The organism is Microcystis sp. LSC13-02, from assembly GCA_002282935.1.
In the GTDB taxonomy this organism is placed as follows: Bacteria; Cyanobacteriota; Cyanobacteriia; order Cyanobacteriales; family Microcystaceae; genus Microcystis.
This window is the reverse complement of record MTBT01000323.1, coordinates 1-12,743: the sequence shown is the minus strand read 5'-3', so window position 1 is coordinate 12,743 and position 12,743 is coordinate 1. Positions and strand designations below refer to the sequence as shown.

General features: G+C 41.7%; 18 protein-coding genes and 1 pseudogene. 6 read left to right on the top strand and 13 right to left on the bottom strand.

The window, feature by feature from the left end:
- Window positions 1-89 precede the first annotated feature (89 nt).
- The 6 genes and pseudogenes from BGL89_RS20230 to BGL89_RS20205 form a co-directional block, all read right to left on the bottom strand.
- Window positions 90-282, bottom strand: a pseudogene (locus BGL89_RS20230) (transposase); the annotation flags it as partial.
- Window positions 283-412: 130 nt separating this feature from the next.
- Window positions 413-565 carry a hypothetical protein gene (locus tag BGL89_RS20225; protein ID WP_286827330.1) on the bottom strand — a complete coding sequence of 51 codons (153 nt, stop codon included), beginning with the start codon at window positions 563-565 and terminating at the stop codon, window positions 413-415.
- Window positions 552-1,430: an SDR family oxidoreductase gene (locus tag BGL89_RS20220; RefSeq protein ID WP_286827329.1), complete on the bottom strand. Its 879-nt coding sequence runs from the start codon at window positions 1,428-1,430 to the stop codon at window positions 552-554. Before BGL89_RS20220 ends, BGL89_RS20225 begins: the two co-directional genes overlap by 14 nt.
- 3 nt (window positions 1,431-1,433) lie before the next feature.
- Window positions 1,434-1,742 carry a hypothetical protein gene (locus BGL89_RS20215; protein WP_002737657.1) on the bottom strand — a complete coding sequence of 103 codons (309 nt, stop codon included), beginning with the start codon at window positions 1,740-1,742 and terminating at the stop codon, window positions 1,434-1,436.
- Window positions 1,743-1,832: 90 nt separating this feature from the next.
- On the bottom strand, window positions 1,833-2,894 hold the full coding sequence (locus BGL89_RS20210; protein WP_286827328.1) for an ABC transporter permease: 1,062 nt from the start codon (window positions 2,892-2,894) through the stop codon (window positions 1,833-1,835).
- A 10-nt stretch (window positions 2,895-2,904) separates the two neighbouring features.
- Complete coding sequence (locus tag BGL89_RS20205; RefSeq protein ID WP_008197822.1) at window positions 2,905-3,423, bottom strand: adenine phosphoribosyltransferase; 519 nt, start codon at window positions 3,421-3,423, stop codon at window positions 2,905-2,907.
- A gap of 98 nt (window positions 3,424-3,521) precedes the next feature.
- On the opposite strand from BGL89_RS20205, the gene BGL89_RS20200 reads away from it, so the two are divergent.
- Both BGL89_RS20200 and BGL89_RS20195 read left to right on the top strand, forming a co-directional pair.
- Entirely contained in the window at window positions 3,522-4,148 is a 627-nt protein-coding gene (locus BGL89_RS20200) for a DUF3038 domain-containing protein (RefSeq protein ID WP_002799452.1), read from the top strand.
- A 2-nt stretch (window positions 4,149-4,150) separates the two neighbouring features.
- Entirely contained in the window at window positions 4,151-4,804 is a 654-nt protein-coding gene (locus tag BGL89_RS20195; protein ID WP_286827326.1) for a DUF4335 domain-containing protein, read from the top strand.
- On the opposite strand, the gene BGL89_RS20190 is transcribed toward BGL89_RS20195, so the two are convergent.
- Window positions 4,779-5,168 (bottom strand): HigA family addiction module antitoxin, encoded by a 390-nt coding sequence (locus BGL89_RS20190; protein WP_286827324.1) that lies wholly within the window; start codon window positions 5,166-5,168, stop codon window positions 4,779-4,781. The genes BGL89_RS20195 and BGL89_RS20190 overlap by 26 nt on opposite strands.
- 15 nt (window positions 5,169-5,183) lie before the next feature.
- Window positions 5,184-5,468, bottom strand: a complete 285-nt coding sequence (locus tag BGL89_RS20185; protein WP_149107350.1) for a type II toxin-antitoxin system RelE/ParE family toxin — start codon at window positions 5,466-5,468, stop codon at window positions 5,184-5,186.
- Between the two features lie 225 nt (window positions 5,469-5,693).
- Between BGL89_RS20185 and speD the strand changes: the two genes are divergently transcribed.
- From speD to BGL89_RS20170, 3 genes are all read left to right on the top strand, one after another.
- Complete coding sequence (gene speD, locus BGL89_RS20180; protein WP_002781248.1) at window positions 5,694-6,101, top strand: adenosylmethionine decarboxylase; 408 nt, start codon at window positions 5,694-5,696, stop codon at window positions 6,099-6,101.
- Window positions 6,102-6,160: 59 nt separating this feature from the next.
- Complete coding sequence (locus BGL89_RS20175) at window positions 6,161-6,475, top strand: DUF6464 family protein (protein WP_286827321.1); 315 nt, start codon at window positions 6,161-6,163, stop codon at window positions 6,473-6,475.
- A 69-nt stretch (window positions 6,476-6,544) separates the two neighbouring features.
- Window positions 6,545-7,057 (top strand): L,D-transpeptidase, encoded by a 513-nt coding sequence (locus BGL89_RS20170; RefSeq protein WP_286827319.1) that lies wholly within the window; start codon window positions 6,545-6,547, stop codon window positions 7,055-7,057.
- Here the strand turns inward: BGL89_RS20170 and BGL89_RS20165 are convergent.
- The 5 genes from BGL89_RS20165 to BGL89_RS20145 form a co-directional block, all read right to left on the bottom strand.
- Window positions 7,019-7,669, bottom strand: coding sequence for a TIGR04282 family arsenosugar biosynthesis glycosyltransferase (locus BGL89_RS20165; protein WP_286827317.1), 651 nt, complete (start codon window positions 7,667-7,669; stop codon window positions 7,019-7,021). The two genes, BGL89_RS20170 and BGL89_RS20165, sit on opposite strands and share 39 nt — an antisense overlap.
- Before the next feature lie 221 nt (window positions 7,670-7,890).
- Window positions 7,891-10,710 (bottom strand): caspase, EACC1-associated type, encoded by a 2,820-nt coding sequence (locus BGL89_RS20160; RefSeq protein WP_286827315.1) that lies wholly within the window; start codon window positions 10,708-10,710, stop codon window positions 7,891-7,893.
- A 10-nt stretch (window positions 10,711-10,720) separates the two neighbouring features.
- Window positions 10,721-11,098 (bottom strand): hypothetical protein, encoded by a 378-nt coding sequence (locus BGL89_RS20155; RefSeq protein WP_286827314.1) that lies wholly within the window; start codon window positions 11,096-11,098, stop codon window positions 10,721-10,723.
- 557 nt (window positions 11,099-11,655) lie between these two features.
- The gene (locus tag BGL89_RS20150) at window positions 11,656-11,952 is read right to left on the bottom strand and encodes a type II toxin-antitoxin system PemK/MazF family toxin (protein ID WP_286827312.1); all 297 of its coding nucleotides are present in this window, start codon (window positions 11,950-11,952) and stop codon (window positions 11,656-11,658) included.
- A 1-nt stretch (window position 11,953) separates the two neighbouring features.
- A complete protein-coding gene (locus BGL89_RS20145; protein ID WP_271972564.1) occupies window positions 11,954-12,208 on the bottom strand; it encodes a ribbon-helix-helix domain-containing protein in 255 nt (84 codons plus the stop codon).
- A gap of 238 nt (window positions 12,209-12,446) precedes the next feature.
- Here BGL89_RS20145 and BGL89_RS20140 point away from each other — a divergent pair, with 238 nt between their 5' ends.
- Complete coding sequence (locus BGL89_RS20140) at window positions 12,447-12,653, top strand: type II toxin-antitoxin system Phd/YefM family antitoxin (protein ID WP_286827309.1); 207 nt, start codon at window positions 12,447-12,449, stop codon at window positions 12,651-12,653.
- Window positions 12,654-12,743: the final 90 nt, after the last annotated feature.

Sequence of the window (12,743 nt, the reverse complement as noted above, 5' to 3'; positions counted from 1 at the left end):
TCTACGGAATAGGGTCTCATAGGAAGCTGGCGAGTTCTATTATTTGTCTATTTGCTCTCCATTGTACCTCATAGCTTCAAGAATTGCTATAATGCTGCCAATGCCATCCTAAATGGTAAGGCGGGCGCACCCTTGTTTTCGGAGAAGTATGCGCGCGTATTCTTCCTCAAATTTTTCCCAGGGAATTAAGTTGGCCATAATAACCCAAAGGTTTTCATCTGATAGTTTTCGAGCAAAGGGCAGTTCAAATGATTCGGGTTCTGATGGAGTTGCCGACGAGATTCAATACATATGTACTGAGTAAAAAAATGGAGGGCTTTTAGGCTACTTTACCTTTTTTTGTGCCTTTCTTCTAGACTTTATTGAGTCGAAACCTTTTTCCTATCAGCATTTCAGGCTTTTTCAGCAAACCCTACTTAACTTTTCGCAATCCTTTAGAAAGATAAGCAACCCCAAAAGCCAACACTCCTGTCATCCCTACCTCAAAATAATTGGTCATGAGAATAGCGGTAAAAAAAAGGAGCAAGATAATTAATATAGTCCGCTTTTGTTCAGATAATTTCATCTCTAATTGCCTCTAATTCGGTTTTAATACTTAATGGTTGATAACCCAAAGAAAAAGCGAGAGAACTATCAAGAGAAACATCCTGCGGACGCGGCGCAATCATGGGAACATCGCACTGTAAACAGGGTTTTATTTGTTCTCCAGGAATGTTAAAAACTGCCGCCATTAGTAAACCAAATTGATAACGAGAAACTCTTTCTTTACCCCCTAGATGAATAATACCTTGCACTTTTTCTAGAGCTAAAAGTAAACCATTCACCGCACTATTAACCCCAACAGCAGTGCGATATTCGTCAGTAAATAGAGATAATTCTTTTCCCTCTTGGAGGGTTTTTAAAAAGGGTTGGAGAAAACTATTAGCGGTGGGAGAAGGGGAACCAAACATCAAAGGCATTCGACAGATAGCCGCCCAAGGATATATTGCTAAAATACCCTTTTCTGCCGCTACTTTTTGCTCACCATAGATACTCACGGGAGAAACCGGATCATTTTCGGAATAGGGGGCATTTTTACCATCAAAAACTAAATCGGTAGAGGTAAAAACTAGCGGTATTTGATATTGACTACACAAACGGGCAATTTCTAGAGAAGCTGTCAGATTAATTGCCTCGGATGCTTGGGGAAATTCTTGACAGAGATTCGGTTTTGATTGGGCAGCCGCATGAATTACTGCGTCGGGTTTAATCTGTTGAAAAAGTTCTTTAACTGCGGCTAAGTCTGTTAAGTTAATTTTAATTAAATTTGGGTCATTACTATTGACATTGTGATTAAAATATGTACCAAAACTTGCCCAGGATGAGCGAGTTTTTTGGTAAATATGCCAACCTAAAAACCCACTAACTCCAGTGATTAACAGCTTTTTCATAGTTTAGAGATTAAATCCTTTTTCGTAGGCTAAAAACTGTACCTGTGGTTCCAACGGTTCACTCACTAAACCAATTCCTGCAAATCCCCATCGCTGCATCAGTCCCTTTAATTGTGTTCCTGAGAGAGTTTCCACTGAAAAATTATTGGCTAAATCCTGAGCATGGGTATTGATATAACTTAAAGCATCGTAGGATTCTTTAAACAGAAGCAGATAACTAGCCGGAGTTTCGCTTTCACCTTTTCTCAGACGCGCCACTAGATATTGTCCGTCTTGTTTTGACCTGAGTAAATAATGTGTAGTTGCTAACATATTTTGTTAAGTAAAAAGTGAAAAGGAAAAAATGGTTTAGGGGTTGAGTAGTGAGGAATTTAGTTGAATTTCCCCATTTCCCCATTTCCCCTACTTTAAATCCTCCAATTTAATTCTAGGATCTACAGCTTTGAGAAGTAAATCAGCCAGGAGATTACCGATAATCAACATAGTAGCACCCATCATTAAACTGCCCATAACTAAATATAAATCTTTAGCCGTCACAGCTTGCAGAATTAAACGACCTAATCCGGGCCAGTTAAAGAAAAATTCGGCGATAAATGCCCCACTTAACAAACTGGAAAATTCAAAGCCCAAAAGAGTTATCAGGGGATTAATAGCATTGCGTAAAGCGTGGACATAGATAACTTTATTTTCTGGTAAACCTTTCGCCCTCGCGGTTTGAATATAATCCTGTCGAAGAACATCTAATAATTGTCCCCGCATCAATCTTTGTAATCCCGCAAAACTGGTAACTGTCAGGGCAATAGTTGGTAAAATCATGTGCCAAGCGATATCTAAAACTTTACCGATAGGGGAATATTCCGAATAGTTAATACTGGTCATATCACCCACCGGTAAAAGCGGCGAGACATTTTGGGCGAGAATTAGCAGTAAAAGGGCAGTGATAAAACTGGGGAAACCTTGACCAACATAACTGATAACTCGGAAAAATTTATCGATAAATTGGTTTTGTTTGACGGCGCTGAGAATGCCCAAGGGAATCGCAATCGCCCAGGTTAAAATGATGGAAGTCAAAGACATTAATAACGTCGCTGGAATTCTCTCTAATAAGAGGGAAGACACGGGACGAAAATAGGTAAAACTCAGACCAAAATTAAACTGAGTTACCACTTGCCATAACCATTTAAAATACTGGACAATCGGCGGGTCTTTTAAACCAAAAAGGGCAATATATTGTTCTTTAGTTTCCTGACTAATCTTGGGATTAAGGTCAAGCAAAGCCAGAAAACCGCCGGGGGTTAATTGGATAATAGCGAAACTCAAAGCCGAGGCCAACAACAGAGTTAATAAACCCTGGAGAACACGCTTGACAATATATAAAAAAGTTTCGCTAGTTAGGAGAGATTGTAACCCATTAGCACTCGATCGAGCGGTGGCCGCCTTATAATTATCATCAGTCGCCGTCATAGAAAAAAACCTAATAATCGATGAGGGTAATAATCGGTAAATCGGGTAATTTTTCCCGACCACCGAGGTCGATTAACTCGATGATAAAAGCAAATCCTAAAACCTCGCAACCAATTTTTTCTAATAAATCGGCCGTCGCTTTCGCCGTCCCTCCCGTCGCGATCAAATCATCGACAATTAAGACTTTATGATGGGCTGCCACCGCGTCTTGATGAATTTCGAGGCTATCGCTTCCGTATTCCAAATCATACTCGATACTGTGAACGGCGGCGGGTAATTTGCCCGGTTTCCGGACAGGAATAAATCCCGCTTCTAATTGGTATGCTAAAGGAACACCAAAGAGAAAACCCCTGGATTCCATACCGACAATGTAATCAGGGGATAAACCGTAATCGCGACACTTTGCCGTTAGGGTATCGATCGTGTAACGTAATCCTTGGGGATGATTGAGTAGGGTAGTAATATCGCGGAAGACAATACCCGGTTTGGGAAAGTCGGGAATATCGCGAATAAGTGATTTCAGATCCATTCGGTTTCCTTGTCTCGTAAAATGGGGGACAGCTATCTATACAATACAATTTACAATATCCTGACTCGATCGCCCTTGTGTTTTAGTTCTCCTATATCATGACCTCTACTAGCCTAACGCCCGAATCTACAGCATCAGCCCCAGAAAAACCAGTTATTTTAAGCGTTTTACCCGATTTTCCGATTGCCAGTCAGCAATGCGCCCTACATCTCCAACAGCATATCGATTTAATGCTATTAGCGTTGGAATCCTTAGAAGTCGGTGCTGGGGAAGCCCTGTTAGCCCTCTGTAAAGAACTAGGACTCGATAAAATTGTTAAAAACCGGATTATTTTCTGGCGCTTACGCTGCACTAATCCATGGCGAATTTCCTACACCCTCGACCGTCTCACCCTTGACCAAGCAAAAGCTTTAGTTATCATTGCCAGTTATCGGGCCAAACCCCTAGCTATATCCATCCGACAATTACTGTTAGCGCGGCAACAGATGGAATCAAAGGGTTTACCCGTGGATAATAATTTTCTTTTATCAGAATACCTAGAAAGATTTCGCTCCAATTTTCGCAGTCGCATGAACCCCCGCCGGGCCAAAGTATCGGTTTATCTAGCCGATGAAAATGCTTTAAATGAACTGGCTTTATCCCTCCTCGATCAGTTATTATTTTGTACTGGTACGACGGGAATGCAGCGGTTTTGGATTAGTTTATTTGATGGGGAGATCGTGTAGAGATGAGAAGACAGTATAGCTTGCCCAATTGTACCCTGATTCTCGATGGTTTCGGCGATGATTTCGCCCCAGCTAACCCCAGTGATAGCCGACCTTTACTCTCAATTTTGACTAACGTAGAATGTCGGTTAATCGGGGCCAATAAAGTCCTGCAAGGTGGTCGGGTTTTCTTGGAAAATTTAGTACAAGCGGTCAGTCAGTATGCCCAAGAATTTTTGAGTGGTGTTCGTCATCCCCAAGACCCCGTCCATGAACCAGATCATGTGTACCTAGAAAAGATTGACCAGAATCTCCATCGTCTGGTTTGGTATCCATCAACGGACTTGAATATCCCAGAAAGTCCGGTCAAGATAGAAATCAGTACCGTGCAGTTATTCGATTTAATAGAAGCGATTGACCAATTTTTTGCCGATACTCGCACTTTACCCGACCTAAACCTGAAATTACAGCCAGTTTCCCGTCGCTACCATAAGGTTAATGAATCGGTGGCCAGTCGAACAGTACCTTTTTTGGCAGGATTAGGCAGTCTTGTCGCTTGCGCCCTACTTTTCTATCTGTTACCCGTCCCCCAAGTCCGTAAACCCGAAAATCCCCCCATTCCTGCCGATTCTCCCAGTCCCACCGTCCCCACTAATCCCGTCCCCCCTCCCAGATAAAATTAGGACCCTCAGCCACATCTGCAAATGGAGTGATGGGAATGTGGTTATAAACTTCGGCATTCTTTGCCTGAGCTTGACGGAGATCGTAGTCTGTTTGAAGATTCAGCCAAAACTGAGGACTGTTACCAAAATATCGTGACAGACGCAAAGCTGTGTCCGCAGTGATACTACGCTTACCGGCTAAAATCTCACCGATACGAGTTTGAGCTACGCTTAAATCTTTACTCAGTCTGTAGGGGGTAATATTGAGCGGTTCCAGAAAATCTAACTTGAGGATTTCACCGGGATGGATATTGGGCAACCGGTGCAACTGAGCTTTTACATTGAGCTTGTCGAAATGTGTCGAAGTGTTGCTGTTCATTGCATTTAGCTAATTTTAGTGGTAGTCCACTATCTCTACCTGATCAGCATTGCCTTCATCAGTCCAAATGAAGCAAATTCTCCATTGGTCATTAATACGGATGCTGTACTGGCCCTGACGATCGCCCTGCAACTTCTCCAACCGATTACCCGGTGGGACACGCAGATCATTGATCGATAACGCCGCTGCAAGGATTAGCAGTTTTCGTAGAGCGACCGATTGAATATCAGGGGGATAGTGACGAGACTGAAACCCCTCGAAAATGAGCTTAGTCTCTTCGGACTTGAAATTGACGATCATAACTGATAACTGATTAACTGATGATCAAATCCTAACGCCTAACGATACTATTGTCAAGCAGAAGTAAGCCCCACACCCCACACCCCACACCCTTCTCCCCTGCTCTGTCCCAGTTTTTTAGAGAAAGTAACCGAGAAAAACCAGATCTTTTTTGCACAAGTTAGAAAAATTGTGTTATACTGGTAATTCTGTGAAGGTTTTTCGATAGGGAGTATTGAAAAAAAAATGACCAAACTGGGAACCCATTTGATTGTCGATGCTTGGCAAGTACCTGCTGACCTCCTCAACGATCCCGAGCGCATTCGCCGCGCTATCCTCGATGGAATTACGGCAGGAGAAGCAACGCTGATCGATTTGTGTGTCCACCAGTTCAGTCCCCACGGAGTTACCGCGACGGCGACTTTAGCTGAATCTCATATCGCGATCCACACCTGGCCTGAACACGGCTATTTCGCCGCTGATTTATTCTTCTGTGGTGCGGGTAAACCCGTGGTTGCCATGGAAATTTTGACCAAATCCCTGCAAGCAGGTGAGATTAAAGTGCGGGAACTAACCAGAGGATTCCCCGGTCCTGCGGCAGTTTATGAAAGCAAAAAGGAAGAACCCCTTAAATCTTCCCTGGTTATGGCCTAATTTCTAGGGACTGCCTCGATAATAAGTTAGCATCACTGGCGATCGCCTAAACTGAAATCGTGATCAGGATAACCTTTGTTTTTGTCCTCGCCCTCTTTCCCTCTCTCGTTAGTCTCTGGTTGATTAACCGATCCCAACAGAGATTAAGCAACCGTTTGAGAGGGATTAGCTATCGTCACGAATACAGCACGGTGATGGCCAGTGATTTTTTGTCAATACCTCTAGAGACAGAAAATAAACCGGCCTTTATCGGTGATCTTAGTTGTCGTTTTAATGCGTATTCCCCCCATTTGCGTTGTGCGGTTAATCCCCCAGGTCCTTGTGAAGGTTGTCGGCAGTACGAAGCTAAAACTGGCACAGCGTGGACGGCTTGAATTTCCAAAAAGTTCCCTATTTGCTATCCTTAAAAATTATCGCTATAGCAATTGAGGAGTGTGGGAAAAATGGCGTTCAAACGAAATTTGACCCTCTTAATCATCGGATTAGGATTAACTTGTTTACCCGTATATCCGGCCCAAGCTAACCAAATCAGCACCGTCACCCCGAATACGGCAGCCAATCAAACTCTCGCTACCCATCTGGTCCTAAAACTGAAAGAGAGAAAAGTTTACGTTTATCAAGATAAGCAAGTTTTAGCACAATTTACCGTCGCCGTCGGCAAAAAAGGCTGGGAAACCCCCACCGGTAAATTTGAGGTGCGGGAATTAGTTCGCAATCCCGTCTGGAAAAGTCCCTGGACAGGCAAAGTCAGCACCCCCGGTGCCAATAGTCCATTAGGGGAAAGATGGATCGGTTTTTGGACTGACGGCAAAAATTCCATCGGTTTTCACGGGACCCCCGCGGAAAATTCCCTCGGTAGCGCCGCTTCCCATGGTTGTGTGCGGATGCGGAATCGGGATGTAAAAGTGTTGTTTGATTTAGTCCGCATGGGAACCCCCGTCATCGTTCAACCTTAATTCCGGCAGGTATTTTTTTAAGATAGGCAGGTCTTCCGGGCGATCAATATCGGCTAATTTAGGCAGATAAGCGGTTTTTAAAGCCAGTTTAGCGCCGATTGTCTGGGTTTTTGCCAGGACTTCCCCCGTTCCCCAGGGAATATCGCTAAAAAGCTCTGGAAAGACCTGTTTTAAAGCAATTAGGTAGTATCCTCCATCTAACGCCGGCCCTAAAACCATATCGTGGGTTTTTAGGGCTTCAAAGGCTGCTAAAATCTCTTTTTCCCCGATTTCTGGGCAATCTGTGCCAATAATAGCGATCGCTGTCATCCCTTGAGCAAAACCATCGGCAAAAGCATTTTGCATCTTTTCTCCTAAGTCTTTTCCCCGTTGAGAATGATAGCAATAATGCACACCTAACCAAGTACGCATTTTTTCCTCGCTGCCGCCATGGTAGTAAATGATCAGGGAGAGAAAATTCCTCAAACCCGCTAATTTACCGAGAGTATATTCGGCCAGTTTGCGGTGCAATTCCTCGGCTCCCTCGGCTGCCAAAGCTGGAATCATACGGGTTTTTACTTTCCCCAATTCCGGGTAACGGGTAAAAATAATCAGTTGTTGTCTCCAGTCCACGAGTGATTGCGACGATGATATTAATTATTAGTTTTAGCATACTGTCAATGGGAGGCAGGAAACCCAATAAAACAGGCTTTATTGGCTTAATATAGATTATTGCAAGTGGGTGGGTGGAATTAAATATAAGATGAACGTAGGTACGATGGCAGCGATCGCTTTATTGAGTCGAAACCTTTTTCCTAGCGGCATTTCAGACTTTTTCAGCAAAACCTAATTAGCTAGGGACTAGGCTTTTTGGGTGAGTTTAAACAGGATAAACCAGCATCTTTAGCAGTAGGATACTTGATTGGGACAAAAGCAAAATCTGAACTTAGTGTCCGACACTCCACAATGTGAACAAATTCTACGGAGGGATTTTGGGGATCGCCATTTTCATCGAATTTTTTGCGATCGCCATTTTCATCGAATTTAATTGTCCCAGTTGCACCTTTAGTGACAAGAAAATCAGGAGACTTTAAGTGTTCAAGGAGATTAATTCTTGTTGGAGTATTTTCCTTTTCTAGAGCTTTTGTTAGAGCAAGAGTTGCATCATAGGATAGGGCTGTTATTGCATTAACTGAAGTTGTAGTCCATAAAATTTTAGCATCCTTAAGAAAATTCTTGTTAGGACTGGTTAAAGAATCCCAAGGAACCGCAATAACAAACTTTTGAAAAGGTTGTAGGTTGTCAATTTGTTCTAAGGTACGAGAACTACGAAGCCCCCATGATCCGATAACCCAATTTTGACTATTATTAAGTTTTATAAGTTTAATTGCATCGCCTTGAGCATCGCCAATCGCTTTTGGGAATAGTACAAGCCCTATTGTTTCTGTTATTTTTCCTTGTCTTTTTCGTAACTCTTGGATGGCTTCTTCTGCCTTAAAATTATTTCCCAGATCAAATTCATCTAATTTTACTACAGTTCCAGAGAATGGAGGGCTTGTAAAAATAGTTTTAAAACTATTAAAAAAAGATTCACTAAATGGACTTCCTTGAGTATAAAAGCCCACTATTTTTTTAATAGACTTTTCTTGCAAAAATTTTGCAATGGCAGGAGATTGTTGCTCGACAGAAAAAACAGTTCGCAGGAAATTTTTTCTGGGGTATTTAGTAAGCTCGCTAGTCGTTGATCCGGGAGAAATCAAAACTAAATTATTTTCCTTATAAATATCCACCGTTGCCACAGTCATTTCACTGGGATAGTGACCAACAACCCCTAAAATTTCAGGACGCTGGGAAAGAGATGATGCTGTCTTTTTGGCTAATAATTCGTCATTTTCATCATTAGTAATGACAACTTTTAATCCCTTACCATTAATCGCTTTTTTATTGATAAAATTTTGATCTGGAAAATACTTGAGGAATGGATCATTGTCATTTAAAAGTCCTAGATTAATTTTTGTTTGTAATTGTGCTACTCCTCGTAACATTTCTTTTGCTCGACTATCACCATCATCATCATTAAAGTCATTTTGATTTTTGGGAATACTAACAGCAACAGCAATCGTGTAATATGGCATTTTATTGGCTTCTAGTAAAGCATTATTTAAGTAAATTAACGTTTCTGGATCTAGCCTATCCTGTTGCCATGCGTCCTTAAATCTTAACAGGGCTTTTTGATAATCACACTGTGCAAAATATTCTGTACCTTTCTTCTTGTTAAACGATTGAGAGTAATTAAGAACTTCTTCTCCTTCACTAATAAAGTCTCCCGTTTGTTTTGGACAATTATCAGGGCGATTAATGGCAATTAAACTTACAACTGCTATTAATGGTATTCCTATGCTAATCGGCAGAATTAATTTGGGATTTTTGGACTTTAAAATATTAATAAGATGTAAAAGTTTGTCAATTACTAGATTCCAGTTTATTGGAGGAGTAGGTTCTGGAATTATTGGAGGAGTGGGTTCTGGAATTGAAGTATCGACGTTAGAACTGTTGGGTTTGTGCTTGTCTTCAATGAACTGAACATCCTCATTCCTGAGTCCATAAATACTTTGCAGTTCCTTTAATGACTCCCTATCTCTACTTGTCAATGGGGTATGATTGGCAGATATTCTTAGAAACGCATTCTCATATTTCTTGAGATTTTCTAGTCGCTGTTGCAATGGACTCAGAACTTCTATTTCAATAGCTCTTGCTTCGTCTAATGAGAGATTAAGTTGGTATATTCTTGCATCCAAAACTGCCCTATCTCCAGCAGAAAAGTCTTCATCCTTAAAAAGATAATCTTTAGTATCCTCATCATCCCATCCTCTAATAATATCCTCAACTTTCTTACGATACTTGAACTTAGGGTCATTAGCGGCAAGAGGAGATTTAGACAAAATAATCGTATCCTCTTGTTCAAGAGAAAGAGAAAATTTGGGAGTCATGGCAGGGGCGGCTTCCTGTACCCGTTCGCTGGCATACTCATGCAACTCGTTAACGGAAATTTTCTGATCTCCATCTCTGTCTGCCGCACCAGTTTCAATTCCCTCGACTAGATATCTTGTGTAGATAGAAAGGTCGTTATCCTCCGATTCAAAAGAATACTCAATCGAGCTAGAAGAAGTAAGAATTGCCCTTCCTCTTCCTCCTAACTCAGTTTGAATATCTATTTCTCCCATTACTCCCATTACAGGTGTTCCTTTGCCTTGAACAAATGCGCCACTAAAACAGCAGTCGAGAATAATTATCTGTCTTTGGGAACGACTATCTGTGATATACTCTTGAAGTTTACTTGCCGCTAAAGCTGTTGCACGACGAAAATCTCCATACTGATCACACCCAGTGTCTCTTGTACTCAGAAAAAATCTAGCATTTTGAGCTTTAAGTCCATGCCCAGAAAAATATAAAAGCACCAAATCATCTCGCTGTCGATTAGCAAATAAATCCTCAACTGCTTTTTCCATACTCCCTTTGTCTGGGTTAGGCAAAACTGTAACCTGATCAAAGGCTCCCATGTCTGGATGCTCTAATACTCGGCGCATTGCTTCAACGTCTAGAATTGCACTAGAAATTGGGCGCAATCCTTCGGAATACTCGCTCACACCAATTAACAAAGCAAATTTTGCCATAATACCTTCTTTAACCTGAGATAAAGTCTTGAGCCGCTTTAATAGCCATTTCCAATTCTTCTCGACTGTGAGCCTTAACCGTCAACTTGCGACCATTGGCCTCTACCGACAATTCTATCGGTTTACCTCCCAGGCGATCGCCCAGAAACCCTAACAGTTTTTTGCCATTAGCGGGGTTAACTTCGGTCATTAAGATTCCACCCAAAAAACCGCCCAATGACTTATTACCTTCAGGAGGATTGGGATCAAGAATGCGTTTAACCGATTCAACTTCATCTGCCTGTTCTAGTTCTGTCAGTAATACTTGGACTTGTTTGTCGCGTTCTTCAGGTTCCAGGTTAGGATCGTTAAAAGCGATCAGCAATTTAATCGTAGATTTGTTACTCATAGGAAGTTGAGTTGAAATAATATAGGATAATACTAATCTTACTGAATTATGCAAATTTTACCATATAGCATCTGAAATCTAAATAAGTGATCCCATTTCATACTACCCCTTGCCGAGTGCCGATTTCTTCACTGATGTTCTGATGTTGCTGAACATAGAAGAGCGATTTTTCAACCTGCTCCAAGAAATCATAACAATTATTGTGTGTTGGGTTTCCTTACGTCAACCCTACCACTACTACAGGCTAATGGCGATAATTCCGCATAGAATCTGAAATCTAAATAAGTGATCCCATTTCATACTGCCCCTTGCCGAGTGCCGATTTCTTCACTGATGTTGTGATGTTGCTGAACATAGAAGATCGATTTTTCAACTTGCTCCAAGAAATCATAACAATTATTGTGTGTTGGGTTTCCTTACGTCAACCCAACCTACAGGCTGCAAATTTTTCCCAGGGAATTAAGTTGGCTAACTTTTATCTTTCCCAATAAAACAGGGAATTAAAAGATAGCGATCGCAATTTTAATTCCCTGTTGAATTCGTTGTCGGGATTGAGGCTAAATTGCGCCATAGGGACCTTGTTCCAGATAAACTTGGCGAATCGCTGAGATATTGTCGCATAAGGCCAGAGAATCTGTTAAGAGTCCGCCTTCTCCCGCTTCGATCAAAATACGGGTTGGGGTTTCTCCACCGGTTAAATCGCTGGTCAAGGGAACAACCAAAACACTACTAGAAAGCTGATTCCTGACATTGATAGAAACGACAACAGCAGGGCGTTTTTTGGTGTCTCCTATGGTTTTAAGGGCGCGAATTAAATAAATCTCTCCTTGGTGGGGATAATTGTCATCTTCCATGTTAGAGTCCTTCCGGGTCGAGGATTTCTTCCATTTGGGTTTGGGCGAATTCTCCCCAGTCCAGGTCAAATTGCCGTTCAGTTGGTTTTTGGGTTTGGTAGAAGGTGCGTAACTGGTTTTCTATCTGCTGTCGGTGCCACAGTCGCAATCCTTCTTCGACAGCAGCAGAGCGATTCTCCGTCAATTGGTCAATATCTTGAAGCAATTTAGAATCGACGGTAATAGAGATCCGTTGTTTGGTGCTTGATTGGGTCATGGGTCAGGAGATAAGGTAATATTATTTATATGATAATTTATCATATGAAAATCCCGCCTCGGTTTTCAGGTTCGGGGCTTTGTCGGATAAGATACCGCTCATCAAAAGTTAACTATAATGATTAAAAGTAAAGATATAGATATAACTTAATCCATCGCTTGTTTGTATTGTTGAACAGTCAGGTAAACCAACGACTACAGTTGAATTAAAACCAGCAAAAAATTAACTTAATGAGTTATTGGAAGCTGTACTTAAAGGTGAAGAAATTATCATCACAAAAAAGAATGAACCTGTAGTTAAATTAGGTCCTGTAAAGTTAGCCAAGAAACCACCGCTTCAACCCGGAAGTGCTGCGGGAAAAGTTGGGATAGCCGATGATTTTGATGCTCCTAGAACCACTGAGAACAGAGGACATCACTTTTGTGCAATTCCTGTAAACGGTTGATTGACACTCCCGTCGCTAAAAGCGAGGGATTCTTGGTTCACTGAGTTTCCTTAATCTGGCAGGACGTATCCAACCAAACCAGAGGGAATC